Annotated in this window: 16 protein-coding genes; 7 read left to right on the top strand and 9 right to left on the bottom strand. The window is 64.5% G+C overall.

Translation table 11 applies throughout. The features are described from left to right. Window positions 1-250 precede the first annotated feature (250 nt). From ACMGG8_RS21455 to ACMGG8_RS21430, 6 genes are all read right to left on the bottom strand, one after another. The gene (locus tag ACMGG8_RS21455) at window positions 251-1,360 is read right to left on the bottom strand and encodes a Gfo/Idh/MocA family protein (protein ID WP_414158362.1); all 1,110 of its coding nucleotides are present in this window, start codon (window positions 1,358-1,360) and stop codon (window positions 251-253) included. A 231-nt stretch (window positions 1,361-1,591) separates the two neighbouring features. Beyond that, on the bottom strand, window positions 1,592-2,359 hold the full coding sequence (locus tag ACMGG8_RS21450; protein ID WP_060838929.1) for an SDR family oxidoreductase: 768 nt from the start codon (window positions 2,357-2,359) through the stop codon (window positions 1,592-1,594). 39 nt (window positions 2,360-2,398) lie between these two features. Further along, on the bottom strand, window positions 2,399-3,466 hold the full coding sequence (locus ACMGG8_RS21445) for a phosphotransferase family protein (protein ID WP_108543192.1): 1,068 nt from the start codon (window positions 3,464-3,466) through the stop codon (window positions 2,399-2,401). Between the two features lie 254 nt (window positions 3,467-3,720). Next, window positions 3,721-4,671, bottom strand: coding sequence for a 2-hydroxyacid dehydrogenase (locus tag ACMGG8_RS21440; RefSeq protein ID WP_414158361.1), 951 nt, complete (start codon window positions 4,669-4,671; stop codon window positions 3,721-3,723). A 17-nt stretch (window positions 4,672-4,688) separates the two neighbouring features. Further along, complete coding sequence (locus ACMGG8_RS21435; protein ID WP_414158360.1) at window positions 4,689-5,084, bottom strand: VOC family protein; 396 nt, start codon at window positions 5,082-5,084, stop codon at window positions 4,689-4,691. 133 nt (window positions 5,085-5,217) lie between these two features. Next, complete coding sequence (locus tag ACMGG8_RS21430) at window positions 5,218-5,757, bottom strand: cysteine hydrolase family protein (RefSeq protein WP_060838933.1); 540 nt, start codon at window positions 5,755-5,757, stop codon at window positions 5,218-5,220. A gap of 511 nt (window positions 5,758-6,268) precedes the next feature. Here ACMGG8_RS21430 and ACMGG8_RS21425 point away from each other — a divergent pair. The 3 genes from ACMGG8_RS21425 (at window position 6,269) to ACMGG8_RS21415 (ending at window position 10,028) form a co-directional block, all read left to right on the top strand. Beyond that, window positions 6,269-7,549, top strand: a complete 1,281-nt coding sequence (locus ACMGG8_RS21425) for a serine/threonine transporter (RefSeq protein WP_060838934.1) — start codon at window positions 6,269-6,271, stop codon at window positions 7,547-7,549. 189 nt (window positions 7,550-7,738) lie between these two features. Then, window positions 7,739-8,356, top strand: a complete 618-nt coding sequence (locus tag ACMGG8_RS21420) for a ParB-like protein (RefSeq protein ID WP_060838935.1) — start codon at window positions 7,739-7,741, stop codon at window positions 8,354-8,356. Then, window positions 8,346-10,028, top strand: a complete 1,683-nt coding sequence (locus ACMGG8_RS21415; protein ID WP_060838936.1) for a SulP family inorganic anion transporter — start codon at window positions 8,346-8,348, stop codon at window positions 10,026-10,028. Before ACMGG8_RS21420 ends, ACMGG8_RS21415 begins: the two co-directional genes overlap by 11 nt. A gap of 147 nt (window positions 10,029-10,175) precedes the next feature. Here ACMGG8_RS21415 and acnB read toward each other — a convergent pair whose 3' ends face one another. Beyond that, window positions 10,176-12,776: a bifunctional aconitate hydratase 2/2-methylisocitrate dehydratase gene (acnB, locus tag ACMGG8_RS21410; RefSeq protein WP_060838937.1), complete on the bottom strand. Its 2,601-nt coding sequence runs from the start codon at window positions 12,774-12,776 to the stop codon at window positions 10,176-10,178. Between the two features lie 409 nt (window positions 12,777-13,185). On the opposite strand from acnB, the gene ACMGG8_RS21405 reads away from it, so the two are divergent. Continuing rightward, window positions 13,186-13,653 carry a DUF1289 domain-containing protein gene (locus ACMGG8_RS21405; protein WP_060838938.1) on the top strand — a complete coding sequence of 156 codons (468 nt, stop codon included), beginning with the start codon at window positions 13,186-13,188 and terminating at the stop codon, window positions 13,651-13,653. 93 nt (window positions 13,654-13,746) lie between these two features. On the opposite strand, the gene ACMGG8_RS21400 is transcribed toward ACMGG8_RS21405, so the two are convergent. Further along, window positions 13,747-14,610, bottom strand: coding sequence for a universal stress protein (locus ACMGG8_RS21400; RefSeq protein ID WP_060838939.1), 864 nt, complete (start codon window positions 14,608-14,610; stop codon window positions 13,747-13,749). Between the two features lie 291 nt (window positions 14,611-14,901). Here ACMGG8_RS21400 and ACMGG8_RS21395 point away from each other — a divergent pair, with 291 nt between their 5' ends. From ACMGG8_RS21395 to ACMGG8_RS21385, 3 genes are all read left to right on the top strand, one after another. Further along, window positions 14,902-15,507, top strand: a complete 606-nt coding sequence (locus ACMGG8_RS21395; protein ID WP_060838940.1) for a tRNA-(ms[2]io[6]A)-hydroxylase — start codon at window positions 14,902-14,904, stop codon at window positions 15,505-15,507. A 171-nt stretch (window positions 15,508-15,678) separates the two neighbouring features. Then, a complete protein-coding gene (locus ACMGG8_RS21390) occupies window positions 15,679-16,389 on the top strand; it encodes a winged helix-turn-helix domain-containing protein (protein ID WP_060838941.1) in 711 nt (236 codons plus the stop codon). After that, window positions 16,390-17,679 (top strand): ATP-binding protein, encoded by a 1,290-nt coding sequence (locus ACMGG8_RS21385; protein ID WP_060838942.1) that lies wholly within the window; start codon window positions 16,390-16,392, stop codon window positions 17,677-17,679. It begins immediately after the preceding gene. A 69-nt stretch (window positions 17,680-17,748) separates the two neighbouring features. On the opposite strand, the gene ACMGG8_RS21380 is transcribed toward ACMGG8_RS21385, so the two are convergent. Then, window positions 17,749-18,549, bottom strand: coding sequence for a MipA/OmpV family protein (locus tag ACMGG8_RS21380; protein WP_060838943.1), 801 nt, complete (start codon window positions 18,547-18,549; stop codon window positions 17,749-17,751). Window positions 18,550-18,553 lie beyond the last annotated feature (4 nt).

Raw genomic sequence — 18,553 nt, 5'->3', positions numbered from 1 at the left:
ACGCGGGGATCTTGAGGCCAGCCAAGATCGGTGGGCGATCGTCAGGCAAGGTCCTGCGGACCTTTGCGCAGCTTCGCCGTGGCTCAGCAGCGGCTACAGGCAATGCCGATCGGGGTTGTGTAGCCGCTGCCGCAGGCTGCGAACGGCTCCGCAGGAGACGCGGGGATCTTGAGGCCGGCGAAGATCGGCGGGCGATCGTCAGGCAAGGTCCTGCGGATCTTTGCGCAGCTTCGCCGTGGCTCAGCAGCGGCTACAGGAGGGGGACCCAGCGCTGTTCCTGGGCGGCGGTGCGGATTGCCGCGGCCAGGCGTTCAATTTCCCAGGCCTCGGCGAAATCCGTGCCGTCTCGACCCTGGCCGCACAGGGCCATGATCAGTTCGTGAACCTCCAGGGTCTTGAGTTCGTTGTAGCCCAGTTGATGCCCGGGGGCCGGGCTGAAGGCGGCGTAGCCGGGCAGGTCGGGCCCGGCCAGCAGGCGCTGGAAGCCTTTCTGTCCGACCCGGTACAGGCGCAGTTCGTTGAGCCGTTCCTGGTCGAAGGCCAGGGTGCCCAGGGTGCCGCTGATCTCGAAGCTCAGGTGGTTCTTGTAGCCGTGCTTGATCCAACTGCTGCTCACGCAGCCCCGGGCGCCATTGGCAAAGCGCAGCAGGGCGTGGGCCTGATCGTCGACTTCTATGCCGCGACGTTGCTGGCTGGCGCTGTGAACAGGGCGTTGCCGGTGCACGGTCTGGGTGTCGGCGCACACCGCCTGCACCGGCCCCATGAGAAAGCGCGCCATGGCCAGCAGGTGGCTGCCCAGGTCCGCCAGGGCGCCACCGGCGTGCTGCGGGTCGCAACGCCAGGACCAGGGCGAATCCGGGTCGGCCATGAAGTCTTCGCTGAACTCGCCCTGGAAGCTCACCAACTGCCCCAGCTCACCCTGGCCGATCAGTTGCCGGGCGAGGACGATCATCGGGTTGTGCTGGTAGTTGTAGCCGACCCGGGTCACCACTGCGGCGGCCTGGGCCGCGTGGTGCATCTGCCGGGCCTGTTCGACGCTGACCGCCAGGGGTTTTTCGCAGTACACCGCCTTGCCCGCCGCCAGTGCCGCCATGGCCATGGGGAAGTGCAAATGGTTGGGGGTGGTGATGGCCACCAGATTGACCCGGGGATCGGCGATCAGGCCTTGCCAGTCGCCGTGGGCCCGGGCAAAGCCCCAGGCCCCGGCGCAGTGTTCGGCGCGCTGCGCATCGGCATCGGCCAGGGCGGCCAGGTGCAGGCGCACCGGCAGTTCGAACACCGCGCCGACGCTGCGAAACGCCAGGGCGTGGGCCCGGCCCATGAAGCCGGTGCCGATCAAGCCAATGCCAAGTTCGTCCATAACCGCTCCTGCAGAATTATTGTTCTAGGGAGTGCTAGTTATGGAATAAATATTCTTTAATTGCAATTGCTGGAATTAAAATTTCGAGGCGGCCCTGCAGGCGCCGGCTGGCCGGCAAAAGGCGTCGTGAGGCGAGCGCCGGGTTCAAGTGGCTGTTCGTTGGCCAGTCAGCGCCCGCAGGACAAGAAAAAGACAGCCCGGGGGCTGCCTGTCTGGAGGTGCAAGCGGGTCTCAGGAGAGGAAGCCGCCGTCCACGTTCAGCGCAACACCGGTGGTGTAGCTGGAGGCGTCGCTGGCCAGGTACAGCACCGCGCCGGCCATTTCGCTGGGGTCGGCCACGCGCTTGAGGGGGATCTGCGCCAGGGCGGTCTTGAGGATGGCGTCGTTCTTCACCAGCGCCGAGGCGAACTTGGTGTCGGTCAGGCCCGGCAGCAGGGCGTTGCAGCGGATGCCGAACGGCGCGCATTCCTTGGCGAAGACCTTGGTCATGTTGATCACCGCGGCCTTGGTCACCGAGTAGATGCCCTGGAAGATCCCCGGCGAGATGCCGTTGATCGAGGCCACGTTGATGATGCTGCCGCCGCCGTTCTCGCGCATCAGCTTGCCGGCTTCCACCGACATGAAGAAGTAGCCGCGGATGTTGACGTCGACGGTCTTCTGGAAAGCCCCGAGGTCCGTGTCCAGGACGTTGCAGAACTGCGGGTTGGTGGCGGCGTTGTTGACCAGGATGTCCAGGCGCCCGAACTGTTCGCGGATGCCGGCGAAGACCTGGCTGATCTGCTCCATTTCGCCGATGTGGCAGGCGATCGCCGTGGCCTTGCCGCCAGCGGCGATGATTGCGTCGGCGACGTGCTGGCAACCGTCGAGCTTGCGGCTCGACACGATCACATGGGCCCCTTGCTGGGCCAGCAACTTGGCAATCGCCTCACCGATGCCGCGGCTGGCGCCGGAAACGAAAGCGATCTTGCCGTCGAGGTCGAACAACTGAGTCTTGGACATGGTTTTTCCCTGGTTGGGTTGTCGAGCGCCGGGGCGCGGTCAGAGGCTGGATTTGTCGATGACCTGCAGGCTCATCTGCTCCAGCAGCTTGTTCATGTGAATGAACTGCGCGAAGCGTTTGTCCTGGGTCTGGCCGTGGTAGAAGCGGTAGTAGATCTGCTGCACGATGCCGGCCAGGCGGAACAGGCCGTAGGTGTAGTAGAAGTCGAAATTGCCGATCTCGATGCCCGAGCGCTCGGCGTAGTAGTCGACGAATTGCCGGCGGGTGAGCATGCCCGGGGCGTTGCTCGGCTGGCGCCGCATCAGTTGCACTGGCGCCGGGTCGGCGGCTTCGATCCAGTAGGCCAGGCTGTTGCCCAGGTCCATCAGCGGATCGCCCAGGGTGGTCAGCTCCCAGTCCAGCACGCCGATGATCTGCATCGGGTTGTTGGGGTCGAGGATCACGTTGTCGAAGCGGTAGTCGTTATGGACGATGCTCGAGGTCGGGTGGTCGGCGGGCATCTTCTCGTTGAGCCAAGCCTTGACGGTGTCCCAGTGCGGCGCATCCGGGGTCAGGGCCTTCTCGTAGCGCTCGCTCCAGCCCTTGATCTGGCGCTGCACATAGCCTTCGGGGCGGCCCAGGTCGCCGAGGCCGCAGGCGTTGTAGTCGACCCGGTGCAGTTCGACGAAGCGGTCGATGAAGCTCTTGCACAGGGCCTCGGTCTGGCCGGCGTCCAGGCCCAGCTCCGGCGGCAGGTCGGAGCGCAGGATGATGCCCTTGACCCGTTCCATGACATAGAACTCGGCGCCGATCAGCGACTCGTCGGTGCAATGCACGTACGCCTTGGGGCAGTAGGGGAAGCCGTCCCTGAGCTGGTTGAGAATGCGGAACTCGCGACCCATGTCGTGGGCCGACTTGGCCTTGTGGCCGAACGGCGGGCGCCGCAGGACGAACTCCTGGTCAGGGTATTCCAGCAGGTAAGTGAGGTTCGAAGCCCCGCCCGGGAACTGGCTGATCCGCGGCGTGCCGCTGAGGCCGGGGATGTGGGCCTTGAGGTACGGATCGATCAGGTTGGCGTCAAGTTCCTCGCCGGAGCGAGTACGGGTGGACTGGTCTGTAAGCGCCATGCTTATCCCTTCTGCTTATTCTGGAGGCCAGAGATTATTGGCTAATCTAATGCGCCTACCGGCCGCTCACAATCGCCGCGGGCCTTTATAGGTGCGCGTGTTGCCGGACAATCATTGCTTTTGATACAAGCGTTTGAATTTTCCTCGCCCGGCCGCCAATCCCGCAGGAGCAAGGGCGGTCGAGGCGGGCGGGTAGATCGCGTCCAGCTCCCACACCCGCCAGCGGGGGAGCATAGGCGCTGCTCGGGGCGGTGTCAGTTCGCGGGCGGCAGGACCAGTGGGGTCAGCAGCGGCCGGCCTGCGAAGTGGGCCTGCAGGTTGTGGCCGACCCTCTCCACGGTGTCGCGGCTGGCCTGGGGCGACAGGCCGGCGACGTGGGGCGTGAGGACGACGTTGTCGAGAACCTTGAAGGCGTCCGGGACCTGGGGCTCGTCGTCGAACACATCCAGGGCGGCCCCGGCAATCCGCCGCTGCTGCAGGGCCTGGAGCAAGGCGTGGGTATCCACCACGCTGGCCCGGGCGATGTTCACCACAAAGCCCTCGGGGCCCAGTGCCTCCAGCACCTGATGGTCCACCAGGTGCCGGGTCTCGGCGCCGCCGGGGGTGGCGATCACCAGCACATCCACGTCGCGGGCCAGTTCCACCAGGGTCGGGCAGAAGCGATAAGGCTGGTCCGCGCGGGGCTGGCGGCTGTGATAACTCACCGGCATGTCGAACCCCAGGGCGCAGCGCCGGGCAATGGCCTGGCCCACGGCACCCAGGCCGAGGATGCCCAGGCGCATGCCGGCCAGGGACGGGCGCATGACTTTTGGCCACTGGCCCTGGCGCACCGCGGCATCGGCCTGGGGAATGCCGCGCACCAGGGCCAGCAGCAGGGCCAGGGCATGATCGGCCACCGAGGGGGCGTTGACCCCGGCGCCATTGGTCACGGCGATCCCGCGGTTGCTCGCCGCTTGCAGGTCGACCTGTTCATAGCCGGCGCCGATCACGCAGATGATCTGCAACCGGGGCAGGGCGTCGATCTCCGCCCCGGTCAGGCCCAGGGGGCCGCGGGTCAGCACGGCGTCGATCTGCCCGGCGTGGTCCCGGATCGCCTGGGCCCGGGCTTGCGCAGTGGGCGCCAGGATCAGCTTGAAACCCAGGTCTTCGAGGTGCGGCAGGTAGGCGTTGACGTTTTCAACCAGGACCAGGACGGTGGCGCGCATGGCGTACTCCTCGTGGGTTAGTGGGGCAGGGGTTGGCGCAATTGAAAGAGGTTGCCTTCCGGGTCGATGCCGTCGCAGGCCCGGGCGTTCTTGAATTGCCATTCGCGCTCGGCCTCGTACACCCAACCACCGGCCTTGGCAGCGCGTTGCCGGGCCCGGGCCAGGTCGTCTACCTGGAACAGCGGCTTGCAGGCGCAATCGCTGCGGGGCAGCGGCGGTTCCTGGAGGACGATGCGCGCAGCAATCGCTGGCGGCACCTGGACCAGGGTCAGCTCGAAGCCCTGGTGGGCCAGTTGCTGGTCATCGGCTTGCTGTTCGGTGATGGGCCAGCCCAGCAGTTCGGCATAGAAGCGGGCGAGGGCAGGTGGATCAAGGCTGTAGAACAGGCAGCCGGCGATCGTCGTGGCGCTCATGGAGGGTTCCATACGGGCAGGGGCGAGGGCTCAAGGGTGGGGGTTGCAGGGGATTTTGGCAATCGGCCGGCACTGTTCCCGGGGCCGAACGCGCACATCGGCGTCCCCGGGGCAGTGGCGGAAGCGCTTTGAATCAGAAGCTCACGTCAGGGGTCTTGATCAGGCGCACGAAGGGGCCGTTCAGGGTGGCGTTATGGTGGGCGATGATTTTTTTCGCCCCCAGCACGGGAGTGTCCATGCAGGTGTGGGCGTCTTCCACCAGCAGCGCGGCAAACCCCAGGTCGCCGGCGGCGCGGCAAGTGGCGTCGACGCAGTACTGGGTCTTCATGCCGACGATCACCAGCTCCTGGACCTGGGCCTCCTGCAGGCGCTCGGCCAGCCCGGTGCCGACAAAGCAGCTGGGGCGGGTCTTGTCCAGCACGCAGTCCAGCTCTTCATCCACTTCCAGGGTCGGCAGCAGTTGCCAGAACGGGCTGCCGGCGGCGATCGGCGAGTCGGCGGGGCCGGTATGGCGCACGGCGAAGATCGGCGCCCCGGCCTGGCGGGCGCGGCGGATCAGCTGATTGATGTTTTCCAGGGTCTGTTCGCGCTTGTAGGGCTTGTCCGGTCCGTTGAACAGGCCGACCTGCATGTCGATGACCAGCAGGGCACGCTTGGCGTTGGATAAAGGCATCTTGTCTCTCCTTGTAGTGCCAGTTGGACGGAGAAACAAAAGGCCCCGTCCATTGCTGGCGGGGCCTTGGTTTTACTGTGCTTGCCTTACCCTGCACAGCCACCACACGACCCGCCGGAAGCAGTCGTGGTGGTAGAGGTAGGGTTGAGCGCGTAGATATTCATGGGGTCCGATCATGCCGTCTGTCCGTGAGCCCTGTCAACGCAACCCCGCGGGGGCCGCCTCGTCGGCGAGTGGATTCATCGGACCTGCATCGCCCCGGCGGACCCCGGCGCTGGCTAAAGCGCTCTTTCGGGACCCGGGTGGGGGCGCGAGAAGGCCGGGCCAGACGCTTCGCCATCCAGTAAAAAAATATCTGCAGCGCACAAACCGTTCCTCAGCTGAGTCTATGCAGCGCCTGCGGAATCCCGGACAATCGCGCCCCCTCTGTTTCGGTCGGGGTTCTGTCTGTCGGGTACTCCGACGCGCCCTGACCGAATGGCAAATGACCGGAATGTGGAGATCCCACCGGATGAATGATCAGGCCAACAGCGTTGATCAACGCTTTGAAACGGCGGCCCCAGCGACCCTGAGCAGCTGGAACCGCCAAGACACCACCTGGATGCTGGGCCTGTTTGGTACCGCCATCGGTGCCGGTACCCTGTTTCTGCCCATCAATGCCGGCCTCGGCGGCTTCTGGCCGCTGCTGATCCTGGCGCTGCTGGCGTTCCCCATGACCTTCTTTGCACACCGCGGCCTGACCCGCTTCGTGCTGTCCGGTCGCGATGGCGCGGACATCACCGAGGTGGTGGAGGAGCATTTCGGGATCAAGGCCGGTGCCCTGATCACCTTGCTGTACTTCTTTGCCATCTTCCCCATCCTGCTGATCTACAGCGTGGCCCTGACCAATACCGTCGGCAGCTTCATGGAGCACCAGCTGCACATCGCGCCGCCGCCGCGGGCGATCCTGTCCCTGGTGCTGATCCTCGGCCTGCTGGCCGTGGTGCGCTGCGGCGAGCAGGTGATCGTCAAGGCCATGAGCCTGATGGTCTACCCGTTCATCGTCGCCCTGGGGTTCCTCGCGGTGTTCCTGATTCCCCACTGGAACGGCGGCATCCTCGCCACCGCCAGTGACGTGCCGGCACCTTCGGCCTTTCTGCACACCCTGTGGCTGGCGATCCCGGTCATGGTGTTCTCGTTCAACCATTCGCCGATCATCTCGGCCTTTGCCGTGGACCAGAAGCGTCGCTACGGCCTGCACGCCGAAGAGCGCAGCTCGCAGATCCTGTCCCGCGCCCACCTGCTGATGGTGGCCATGGTGCTGTTCTTCGTCTTCAGCTGCGTGCTGACCCTGTCGCCGGCGCAACTGGCGGAAGCCAAGGCGCAGAACCTGTCGATCCTGTCCTACCTGGCCAACCACTTCAGCAACCCGACCATCGCCTTCGCCGCGCCGCTGATTGCCTTCGTGGCCATTGCCAAGTCGTTCCTGGGGCACTACATCGGTGCCAGCGAAGGCCTCAAGGGGCTGATCGTCAAGAGCGGCCGGCGTCCCGGGGCCAAGGCCCTGGACCGCGTGACCGCGGCGTTCATGCTGGTGATCTGCTGGGCGGTGGCGACCCTCAACCCGAGCATCCTGGGGATGATCGAAACCCTCGGCGGCCCGGTCATCGCGGCGATCCTGTTCCTGATGCCGATGTACGCCATCCGCAAGGTGCCGGCCATGGCCCGCTATCGCGGCCAGGCGTCCAACGTCTTCGTGACCCTGGTGGGCCTGGTGGCGATTACCGCCCTGGTGTACTCGCTGCTCTCCTGAGTGCCGCGGCGCCCTCCCGGTAGGAGCCGGCTTGCCGGCGAAAGGGAGGGCTCAAGCCCGCTTCGACAGACAACGCCGCCGGTGCTTCACAGCATCGGCGGCGTTGTCGTTCAAGGCATTGACCGTGATCGTCTGCGGCCTTGAATAAAGGTCTAAGCTGACGATTTTGTGCCTGTCTGGAGTCATTGCATGGCCCGTGCTCACCCGCAGTTGATTCGCGCCCGCCTGGATACGCTGCACCCGACCCAACTCACGGTGGGCCTGGCCGAAGTCGAGGCCAAGCGCCGGATGTGGCAGCAGCTCAAGCGCAAGGCGCGGGCGGCAGCCCTGGAGGATCACTGGTTCCCCTGCGTGCTGGGCCCTCGGCAGCGCTATTACATCGTCGACCATCATCACTTCGGCATGGCCCTGCTGCAGGAACAGGTGAAGGAGGTGCCGTTGCTGGTGCTCAAGGACCTGTCCTTTGTCGACGCGGGCAGTTTCTGGGAGGTGATGGCGTTCAACCAATGGGCTCATCCTTATGATGCCCAGGGCGTGCGGCGCGCTTTCGAGCAGATTCCCGCGCGCCTCCTCGACCTGCAGGATGATCCCTATCGCAGCCTGGCCGGCCTGTTGCGGCGCGCCGGCGGTTTTGCCAAGGACACCACGCCGTTCAGCGAATTTCTCTGGGCGGACTTTTTTCGCCGGCGCCTCGACCGCGAGGCGCTGGGCAAGCTGGGGGCCAAGGTTCAGGCCCGGGCCCTGAAACTGGCGCGCAGCCAGGACGCACGTTACTTGCCAGGATGGGTGGGCCAGATTGTCGACTGATCCAGGGCAGCTCGCTGCCACTCTCGCACCGCGGCGCAGCCGCGACCTGCTGGCCGGCTTGTCCATCGCCGGCCTGTTGCTGCCCGAAGCGGTGGCCTATTCCAGCATCGCCGCCTTGCCGCCCCAGGCCGGGGTCATTGCCCTGTTCGCCGGGTTGTTGTGCTACGGCCTGTTCGGCACCAGCCGCTTTGCCATCGTATCGGCCACCTCGTCGTCGGCGGCGGTGCTGGCAGCGGCGACCCTGTCGCTGTCCGATGGCGATGCGCAACTGCGCCTGAGCCTGGGGTTCGCCCTGGTGCTGCTCACCGGGGCGTTCTTTATCCTGGCGGGGCTGTTTCGCCTGGGCGGCGTCACCGCGTTCATTGCCAAGCCGGTGTTGCGCGGTTTTGCCTTTGGCCTGGCGGTGACCATCATCCTCAAGCAGTTCGCCACCGTGGTCGGGGTGCACTTGAGCACCGGCAACCTGGTGCGCTTCCTGCCGCAGTTGCTCGAGCAATGGCCGCAGTGGAACTGGGCGGGCGTGGCGGTGGCGGCCCTGGCCTTGCTGGTGCTGGCGATCTGTTCGCGGATTCCCTACGTGCCCGGCGGGCTGGTGGCGGTGGTGATTGGCATTGGCGCCGGACAATGGCTCGACCTGCCGTCCCACGGGGTGGCGCTGATCGGTGTCATCGAGCTCAAGCTTGAGGTGCCGAGCCTGCCGGACCTGCCCTTTGCCGACTGGCTGCGCCTGGGGGAGCTGGCCTTTGCCCTGGTGATGATCCTCTACGCCGAATCCTACGGCTCCATCAGTGCCCTGGCCCTCAAGCATGGCGACCGGGTGTCGTCCAACCGTGATCTGCTGGCCCTGGGCGCCGCCAACCTGGTGTCGGGGCTGTTTCACGGCATGCCGGCCGGTGCCGGCTACTCGGCGACTTCCGCCAACGAGGCGGCCGGGGCACGCTCGCGGTTGGCGGGGCTGACCGCGGCGGCGGTGATGCTGCTGATCGTGCTGACGGTATTGCCCTACATCGCGCTGACTCCGGAGCCGGTGCTGGCGGCGATCGTCATGTATGCCCTGGGCCATGGCCTGAGCCTGCAGCCTCTGGGGCGCTACTTCATCTGGCGCCGGGATCGCTTCCTGGTGATCTGCGCGGTCGCCGCGGTGCTGGTGCTGGGGGTGCTGGACGGTCTGTTGCTGTCGGTGGGGGTGAGCATTCTGCTGATGCTGCGCCAGCTGTCGGCGGCGGATATCCAGATCCTCGGCCAACTGGGCAGCGGTCATGACTTTGTCGACCTGAACCGCCATCCCCAGGCGCGGCAAGTGCCGGGCGTGCTGATCCTGCGACCGGGGGAGGCGCTGTTCTTCGCCAACGCAGAGCGCATCCTGGGCGGTGCCTTGCGCCTGATCCGCCAGGTGCAGGCGCCGATTCACACCGTCATCCTCAGCCTGGAAGAGTCGCCGGACCTGGACGGCACCAGCATCGAAGCCCTGGACGCGTTCTTCCGCCAGGTCAGCCTGGAGCACAAGCATCTGGCCCTGGCCCGGCTCAAGCACAGGGCCAAGGATGCCCTGGCGGCCTTGCCATCGAGTGTCGGGTATCAGGTGTTGCTCAGTGGCACCAGTGTCGACGACACCCTGCAGGAAAGCCTGCAGGGCTGGAGCGGTCAGGCCCAGGCGGGACTCTGGCATTGAGTCTTGGCGCCTTCGCGTATCGCGTCCGGCCTGTGGCGCTGGAGCACAGGGCGCAATAGCCGGCAGGGGCGTCAGCACCGGCCAGGGGCATAAAAAAACGCCGCGTATCGTGGAATACGCGGCGTTCTTTTTTACAACGCTACAGCCTTAGGCTTGCACCACCGGGATGTTGGCGTTGGCGGCTGCTTCACGGAACTCGGCGATCTGGTCGAAGCTCAGGTAGCGGTACACGTCCGCTGCCATGCTGTCGATCTTGCCGGCGTATTCCATGTACTCCTCGACGGTCGGCAGGCGACCCAGGATCGAAGCCACCGACGCCAGCTCGGCCGAAGCCAGGTAGACGTTGGCGCCATCGCCCAGACGGTTCGGGAAGTTACGGGTCGAAGTCGACACCACGGTCGAGTTCGGCTCTACACGTGCCTGGTTACCCATGCACAGCGAGCAGCCCGGCATTTCCATGCGCGCGCCAGCCTTGCCGTAGATGCCGTAGTAGCCTTCTTCGGTCAGTTGGTGAGCGTCCATCTTGGTCGGCGGCGACAGCCACAGACGGGTTGGCAGCTGGCCCTTGACCTGGTCCAGCAGCTTACCGGCGGCGCGGAAGTGACCGATGTTGGTCATGCAGGAACCGATGAACACTTCGTCGATCTTCTGGCCAGCGACGCTGGACAGCAGGCGAGCGTCGTCCGGGTCGTTCGGCGCGCAGAGCACAGGCTCCTTGACGTCGGCCAGGTCGATCTCGATGACTTCGGCGTACTCGGCGTCCTTGTCGGCTTCCAGCAGTTCTGGGTTGGCCAGCCAGGCTTCCATCGCTTGAGCGCGACGCTCCAGGGTACGGGCATCGCCGTAGCCTTCGCCGATCATCCAGCGCAGCAGGGTGATGTTGGACTTCAGGTACTCGGCGATCGACTCTTTGGACAGCTTGATGGTGCAACCGGCAGCCGAACGTTCTGCCGAGGCGTCGGACAGTTCGAAGGCTTGCTCGACGGTCAGGGTTTCCAGACCTTCGATCTCCAGGATGCGGCCGGAGAAGGCGTTCTTCTTGCCTTTCTTCTCGACGGTCAGCAGGCCTTTCTGGATCGCGTAGTAAGGGATGGCGTGGACCAGGTCACGCAGGGTGACGCCAGGCTGCAGCTTGCCCTTGAAGCGAACCAGGATCGATTCCGGCATGTCCAGTGGCATGACGCCAGTGGCGGCGGCGAAGGCCACCAGGCCGGAGCCGGCCGGGAACGAGATGCCGATCGGGAAACGGGTGTGGGAGTCACCACCGGTGCCGACGGTGTCCGGCAGCAGCATGCGGTTCAGCCAGCTGTGGATGATGCCGTCGCCCGGACGCAGGGACACGCCGCCACGGGTCATGATGAAGTCGGGCAGGGTGTGGTGAGTGGTGACGTCGATCGGCTTCGGATAGGCCGCGGTGTGGCAGAACGACTGCATCACCAGGTCGGTGGAGAAGCCCAGGCAAGCCAGGTCCTTCAGTTCGTCACGGGTCATTGGACCGGTGGTGTCCTGGGAGCCGACGGTGGTCATCTTCGGTTCGCAGTAGGTGCCTGGACGCACGCCAGTCACGCCGCAAGCCTTGCCGACCATTTTCTGTGCCAGGGTGAAACCCTTGGTGCTTTCAGCGGGGGCTTCAGGCTTCTTGAACAGGTCGGACGGTGGCAGACCCAGCTCGGCGCGGGCCTTCTCGGTCAGGCCACGGCCGATGATCAGCGGGATACGGCCGCCGGCACGAACTTCGTCGAGCAGCACTGGGGTCTTCATTTCGAAGGTGGCCAGGACTTCGTCGCTGTTGTGCTTGGTGACTTTGCCAGCGTGCGGGTACAGGTCGATCACGTCGCCCATGTTCATCTTCGACACGTCGAATTCGATCGGCAGGGCGCCGGCGTCTTCCATGGTGTTGTAGAAGATTGGAGCGATCTTGCTGCCGAAGCAGAAGCCGCCGGCACGCTTGTTCGGCACGTAAGGAACGTCGTCGCCGAAGAACCACAGAACCGAGTTGGTGGCCGATTTACGCGACGAACCGGTGCCGACCACGTCGCCAACGTAGGCGATCGGGAAGCCGTCGTTGCGCATCTGCTCGATCTGTTTCATCGGGCCGATGGAGCCTTGCACGTCCGGCACGATGCCGTCACGGGCCATTTTCAGCATGGCCAGGGCGTGCAGCGGGATGTCCGGGCGGGACCAGGCGTCAGGTGCAGGGGAGAGGTCGTCGGTGTTGGTTTCGCCGGTGACCTTGAACACCCGCAGGCTGATCTTGTCGGCCAGTACCGGGCGGTTCTTGAACCACTCGCCGTCGGCCCAGGATTGCAGCACGGCCTGGGCGTGAACGTTGCCGTTCTTGGCTTTTTCCGCGACATCGTGGAAAGCGTCGAACATCAACAGGGTGTGCTTGAGTTGAGCGGCAGCCACCGGCGCCAGCTCGGCGTTGTCCAGCAGGTCCACCAGGGTCACGATGTTGTAGCCGCCCTGCATGGTGCCCAGCAGTTCAACGGCGCGCTTCTTGTCGATCAGGGGAGAGGTGGCTTCACCTTTGGCCAGAGCGGAGAGGAAACCGGCCTTGACGTAGGCGGCTTCGTCGACTCCTGGTGGAACGCGATTGGTGATCAGGTCAACGAGGAAAGCTTCTTCGCCAGCCGGGGGATTCTTCAGCAGCTCGACCAGGCCTGCAGTTTGTTCGGCGTTAAGCGGCTGGGGAACGATACCCAGTGCTGCGCGCTCTTCGATATGTTTGCGGTAGGCTTCAAGCACAGTTATTACCCTCATCAGTGGTCCCAAATGGGTGTCCGGGACGCTCATCCCGAAATTGCCGTACTCATGCGCTGCGTGGCGTTGTGGGCCACTTAGCCAGAATTACCGACAATTCCTTACAGAAGCTGCTTTCAAAGTTTTACGCCTGCAGAACGGGGAGCTGATGAGGGTTGGCGCTGGATTTTTCCCCGCTGGAAAAACCCCTCGCCAACACCGCTCTGAAGGAACGACTGTGCTCGTGACGCTTTGAAAACAGCTTCAAACGGACATTGGCGCCTAAAAAGGCTGGCTGATTCTACGGCAAAAAAAGTCTCAACGTAAGTTGGCGTATTAAAGTTTGAGGGGTGATCAATCTTAGACAAAGGGCTAACATGCCGGCCTGTTTTGCTTTTGCGCGTGCTGTCTATCTATGCCCAACCAGACCATCAAGACCCCCTGCGTCGGCCTCTGCTCCACTGTCTACGGCGATCTGGTGTGCCGTGGCTGCAAGCGTTTCCACCACGAAGTGATCAACTGGAATGGTTACAACGAAGAGGAAAAACGCGCGGTCTGGCTGCGTCTTGAGCAACTGCTGGTGCAGGTGATGGCGGCCAAGCTGGAAGTCTTCGACCCGGCGCGCCTGCGCGGGCAACTGGAACAGCGCAAGATCCGTTTCGTGCCGCACCAGTCCGAGTATTGCTGGGCCTACCAGCTGATTGCCCGGGGCGCGCGGGTGATCAACCAGCTCGACGCCTACGGCATGGTGCTGTTGCCGGAGTTCCGCGACTGGGGCCTGCCGGAGTTGCGCGACGCCATCGATCGGGAATTCTTCCTCCTGTCAGAAGCCCATTACCAGCGCTACATCGCCCCCGGTTTTCTCAAGGACGCGCTGGGCTGAGTCACTCGTCAATGGTTCTGTAGGGGCTGGCTTGCCAGCGAAGGCGGTGGGCCTGTTCGCCAGCAAGCGGGCTGCTGCAGGTGGGAGGAGGGCTCAGGCCTTGGCCGCCATTTCTTCCAGGTGATCCATGATGTCCGCCGGCTTGAGCACCAGCACGTCGCTGTCCAGGGAGTCGAGCACCACCTCGGCGGTGTTGCCGATCAAGGCCCCCGACAGCCCGGTGCGGGCCACGGTGCCGATGATGGTCAGCACGGCCCCCAGCTTGTGGGCCATATGGGGAATCAGCACATCCGCCGGACCTTCCTCGATGTGCAGGTGGGCGTCGTCGATCTCGAACTCGGCCTGGAACGCCTTGCACGCTTCGCGATAGCGCTTCTCGATGGTTTCCTTGAGCTGGAACACCGGATCGGCGGCCGAGAGCATCGGTGACGGGTGGGCGCTGATCACGTGCAGATGGGCCTTGGCCAGGCTGGCGATGTCGAAGCCATGGTCGACGATGCTGGCATGCAGCGTGCGGTGCTCGCCGTCCATGTTGCCAACGTCGATGGCCGCCATGACCACGCCGCCGGCCCAGGGGGTGGCGGTCTTGACCAGCAGCACCGGGGTCGGGCAGTAGCGCAGCAGCTTCCAGTCCGCCGGGGTCAGCAGGACCTTCTTCAGCGGGTTTTCATGAACGTGCTGCTTGATCACCAGGCCGCAGCCTTCGGCTTGCTGCACGTCGATGATGGTTTCATGCAGGCTCTCGTTCCACGCCTGTTCAGTGGTGACGCTGTAGCCTTCGCTGATCAGGCTGCTCTTGAGCACGCTGAGCAGCGCCGAATGCTCGTGCTTCCTGTCGCAGACCAGCAGGTGCAGATGGGCCTGGGTGACCCCGGCAATCAGCTTGGCGCGCTTGAGGGCGAGACTTTCGCCAGGCGTGGGATCGATGACCACCAGGATGCTGCGGATACTTTGCATGATCGGGTCTCCAGGAGAGGGATGAACGGCTAGGGTCTGTTCCCGTTTGGCCCGGCAACGCGGCTCGTCACCAAGCGGGAACAGACCCTGGCGTGCACAACTATAGATGCTGGGGCCCGCGCTGCATGTTGATGCATATCAAGCGCGGCCGCTGGTGGTCTGCGGCGTGGCCGGTATAATCGCCAGCCTTTCGCTGTGAAGCCTTATTTGTCTCGTGAGCCTCATGTTATCGATCACTGATAGTGCCGCCATTGCTCGCCTTGCGCTGGCGGATTGTTCGGAAATGCGCCGATGAACCTCCCGGAAATTCATGACTTCCTCGGCTGTCGGACCCCCGACGCCTGGGTCCAGGCGGCCCTGGCCGATCAGGAAACCCTGCTGATCGACCACAAGAACTGCGAGTTCAAGGCCGCCAGCACCGCCCTAAGCCTGATCGCCAAGTACCACTCCCATGTCGACCTGATCAACATGATGTCGCGCCTGGCCCGGGAAGAGCTGGTGCACCACGAGCAGGTCATGCGCCTGATGAAGAGACGCAAGGTCGAACTGCGCCAGTTGCACGCCGGGCGCTATGCCTCCGGCCTGCGCAAGGTGGTGCGCAGCCACGAGCCGGTGAAGCTGGTGGACACCCTGGTGGTCGGCGCCTTCATTGAAGCCCGCAGTTGTGAGCGCTTCGAAGCCCTGGTGCCGCACCTGGACGAAGAACTGGGCAAGTTCTACTTCGGCCTGCTCAAAAGCGAGGCCCGGCACTACCAGGGCTACCTGAAGCTGGCCTATCAGTACGGCGACGCCAAGGATATCGCCCAGGTGATCGACAAGGTGCGGGCCGCCGAGCAGGAACTGATCGAGTCCCCGGACCCGGAGTTCCGCTTCCACAGTGGCGTGCCGGCCTGGTAAGGCACTGCCCTTGTGTAAAAGCAGGGGCAAATTGTTAAAAACTCTTAAAAGAATGAAACTTTGCGCAAAACCGCGATAAGCCCCCGGTTTTGCTGCGGCCTTAGCCTTTTTTTAACCTTGGCCCCTCTATAATGCGCGCACTCAAAACTCTGCGTTCGCGAACGGGTAGGTATGGATAACCTGGGGCTTGGCAAGGTCCTGCTGGTGGAAGATGACGAGAAGCTCGCCGGGCTGATTGCCAATTTCCTGTCCCAGCATGGCTTTGAAGTGTTGACGGTGCACCGGGGCGATGTGGCCCTGGCGGCGTATCTCGAATTCAAACCGAAACTGGTGGTGCTCGACCTGATGTTGCCGGGTCAGAGCGGCCTGCACGTGTGCCGGGAAATCCGCGCCATGGCCGATACCCCGATCGTCATCCTCACCGCCAAGGAAGACGATCTGGACCACATCCTCGGCCTGGAATCCGGCGCCGACGATTACGTGATCAAACCCATCAAGCCGGCGGTGCTGCTGGCGCGCCTGCGAGCCCTGCAACGGCGCCAGGTGCCGGAGTCGAGCGCCTCGCGCGGCGCCCTGGAGTTCGGCGTGCTGAGCATCGATCGCAGCAGTCGCGAGGTGCGCCTGTCCGGCGATCCGATCGAACTGACCACCATGGAGTTCGAGCTGCTGTGGCTGCTGGCCAGCGCGGCGGGCAAGACCCTGTCCCGGGATGACATTCTCAACCGCATGCGCGGCATCGAGTTCGACGGCCTGAACCGCAGCGTCGACGTCTACATCAGCAAGTTGCGCGGCAAGCTCAAGGACAATCCGCGCGAGCCGGTGTGCATCAAGACCGTGTGGGGCAAGGGCTACCTGTTCAATCCATTCGCCTGGGAGGCTTGAATGCTGCGGCTGTTTCTGGGGCTTTACCTGTTCCTGGCCCTTGGCTTTGCCGGGGCCATGACCGCGGTGCAACACATCTTCCTCAATTACCTGGCGGTCGACCTGATCGAGGCCTACAACCGCGACGCGGTGCGCGGGCCGGCCTACAGCCTCAGTGAGCAACTGCGGCCCTTCGACGAGGCCGGGCGCAAGCACCAGTTGGAGTTGCTCAAGCCCCATTACGGGCTGGCGCTCAAGCTGGTGCAGGCCGGCGAGCTGGACCTCAACGAGCGCGAGCGGGCGCTGCTGAGCTCCAACCAGCTGGTGGTCCGGGATGATTTCAACCAGTTCATCTCCAGCATCGACGGCGGCTCCCAACTGCTGAGCATCAAGCTGCCGGAAGACCCGCCGCTGACCCTGCTCTACAACATCGCTGCCTATGCCTTGCTCGGCACCTTGCTGGCCATCGTCCTGTACTTCTGGGTTCGTCCGCACTGGCGCGACCTGGAACGCTTGCGCCTGGCCGCCGAGCGCTTTGGCGGCAATGACCTGAGCACCCGTCTGCACCTGTCACGGCGCTCGAACATCCGCGACCTGGCCCAGCACTTCAACCGCATGGCGGCGCGCATCGAGGGCCTGATCGCCAATCAGCGCGAGTTGACCAATGCGGTGTCCCACGAGTTGCGCACGCCCATTGCCCGGTTGTCCTTCGAGCTGGACCAGCTGCAGCAGCAGCCCGATCCGGATGAGAACCGCGAACTGATCGCCGACATGTACGCCGACCTTGGCGAACTGGAGGAAATGGTCTCCGAGCTGCTGTCCTATGCCAGCCTGGAACACGGCGCGGCCTCCATCAGTCGCGAAGACATCCAGGCCCAGAACTGGCTCGACAGCGTGGTCGGCAGCGTGGCCCTGGAGGCCGAGGCCGCCGGGGTGCAGTTGCTGATCCGCTGCTGCCAGGTGGACTACGTGCGCATCGAGCCGCGCTTCATGGCCCGGGCGGTGATCAACCTGCTGCGCAATGCCATCCGCTACGCCGACCGGCGAGTGGAGGTGTCCCTGGTGCGCCTGGAGCAGGGCTACGAAGTGCGGGTCAACGATGACGGTCCCGGAGTGCCGGTGGACGGGCGGGAAAAGATCTTCGAACCGTTTTCCCGCCTCGATGCCAGTCGTGACCGGCGCACCGGCGGTTTCGGCCTGGGTCTGGCGCTGGTGCGCCGGGTCTGTCAGTGGCATGGCGGCAAGGTCGAGGTGCTGGATTCGGAATGGGGTGGTGCTTCGTTCCGCATGACCTGGGCGCATGTGGATTGAAGGCAGCTGCAAGCGGCAAGCTACAAGCGGCAAGCCAAACGCCACCGCTTGCAGCTTGCCGCTTGAAGCTCAAAAGCTGTATTCGATCTGGGTGCCCAGCACCGTCTGCAGGCGTCGGTCGACGATCGGGCTGTTGCCGGCTTCCTTGCTCAGGTACTGCATCGACAGCTGGGTCGAGAGCTTGGTCTGCTCATTGAGCGGCAGGCTCCAGGTCAGGTCGCCGCCGCTGCTCACCAGGCCGCCCTTGGCGCGGTAAGCGCTGAAGCGGCTGTTGGCCGCCTGGGTGCTGCTCACGCCATACCAGGTCTGCATGTAGTCGGCGTTGCCGTACAGGCTGCTGAGGCTGGCGTCGAGGCTGCCCAGGCTGCCCTCGTACAGGGTACTGGCGATGCTCAGTTGCAGCAGGCTGTAGGCCGAGCCGGTGTCGCGATCGTCATTTTTCTTCTGCGCGTGAGTCACGGTGGCCCCCAGCTCGAACGGCCCCAGGTCGTAGCCCAGGTGAGCGCCGAACTGGGCCCGGGACTTGATTTCGCCCATGCCCTTGAGGCGCTTGGAGCCCTGGCCCATGTGGTTCTTGTCGCGTCGCTCGTCACTGGCGCCGACCCAGGTGCTGAAGGACAGGCCGCCCCATTCGTTGCCCCAGCCCAGGCCCGTTTCGGTACTCAGGAAGAAGCCGTAGGGGCTGACGATCTCGCCGCCGAGAATCGGCGCGATGCTGCGTTCGTCACTGCCGCTGTAGCGCGGCACGCTGGCCGCACCACCGCGCACGCTGAACTTCCAGTCCTCGGCGTGCAAGGCGGGGGACGCCCCGATCAAACCCAGGGTGCCGGCCAGGAGGGTGACGGAGGTGGTGCGTTTCAGGGTTTTCATACGG

The organism is Pseudomonas sp. BNK-45, from assembly GCF_047456255.1.
Taxonomy (GTDB): domain Bacteria; phylum Pseudomonadota; class Gammaproteobacteria; order Pseudomonadales; family Pseudomonadaceae; genus Aquipseudomonas.
The sequence above is the reverse complement of the archived record's forward strand: the minus strand, read 5'-3'. Positions and strand labels throughout refer to the sequence as shown.

Excerpts from the sequence above, each read along its gene's own strand:
- ACMGG8_RS21455 (WP_414158362.1), bottom strand. The coding sequence starts at position 1,360 with ATGGACGAACTTGGCATTGGCTTGATCGGCACCGGCTTCATGGGCCGG.
- ACMGG8_RS21380 (WP_060838943.1), bottom strand. The coding sequence starts at position 18,549 with ATGAAAACCCTGAAACGCACCACCTCCGTCACCCTCCTGGCCGGCACC.
- ACMGG8_RS21420 (WP_060838935.1), top strand. The coding sequence starts at position 7,739 with ATGGCCCGTGCTCACCCGCAGTTGATTCGCGCCCGCCTGGATACGCTG.
- ACMGG8_RS21430 (WP_060838933.1), bottom strand. The coding sequence starts at position 5,757 with ATGCCTTTATCCAACGCCAAGCGTGCCCTGCTGGTCATCGACATGCAG.
- ACMGG8_RS21385 (WP_060838942.1), top strand. The coding sequence starts at position 16,390 with ATGCTGCGGCTGTTTCTGGGGCTTTACCTGTTCCTGGCCCTTGGCTTT.
- ACMGG8_RS21435 (WP_414158360.1), bottom strand. The coding sequence starts at position 5,084 with ATGAGCGCCACGACGATCGCCGGCTGCCTGTTCTACAGCCTTGATCCA.
- ACMGG8_RS21400 (WP_060838939.1), bottom strand. The coding sequence starts at position 14,610 with ATGCAAAGTATCCGCAGCATCCTGGTGGTCATCGATCCCACGCCTGGC.
- ACMGG8_RS21425 (WP_060838934.1), top strand. The coding sequence starts at position 6,269 with ATGAATGATCAGGCCAACAGCGTTGATCAACGCTTTGAAACGGCGGCC.
- ACMGG8_RS21390 (WP_060838941.1), top strand. The coding sequence starts at position 15,679 with ATGGATAACCTGGGGCTTGGCAAGGTCCTGCTGGTGGAAGATGACGAG.
- ACMGG8_RS21440 (WP_414158361.1), bottom strand. The coding sequence starts at position 4,671 with ATGCGCGCCACCGTCCTGGTCCTGGTTGAAAACGTCAACGCCTACCTG.
- ACMGG8_RS21450 (WP_060838929.1), bottom strand. The coding sequence starts at position 2,359 with ATGTCCAAGACTCAGTTGTTCGACCTCGACGGCAAGATCGCTTTCGTT.
- ACMGG8_RS21395 (WP_060838940.1), top strand. The coding sequence starts at position 14,902 with ATGAACCTCCCGGAAATTCATGACTTCCTCGGCTGTCGGACCCCCGAC.
- ACMGG8_RS21445 (WP_108543192.1), bottom strand. The coding sequence starts at position 3,466 with ATGGCGCTTACAGACCAGTCCACCCGTACTCGCTCCGGCGAGGAACTT.
- ACMGG8_RS21405 (WP_060838938.1), top strand. The coding sequence starts at position 13,186 with ATGCCCAACCAGACCATCAAGACCCCCTGCGTCGGCCTCTGCTCCACT.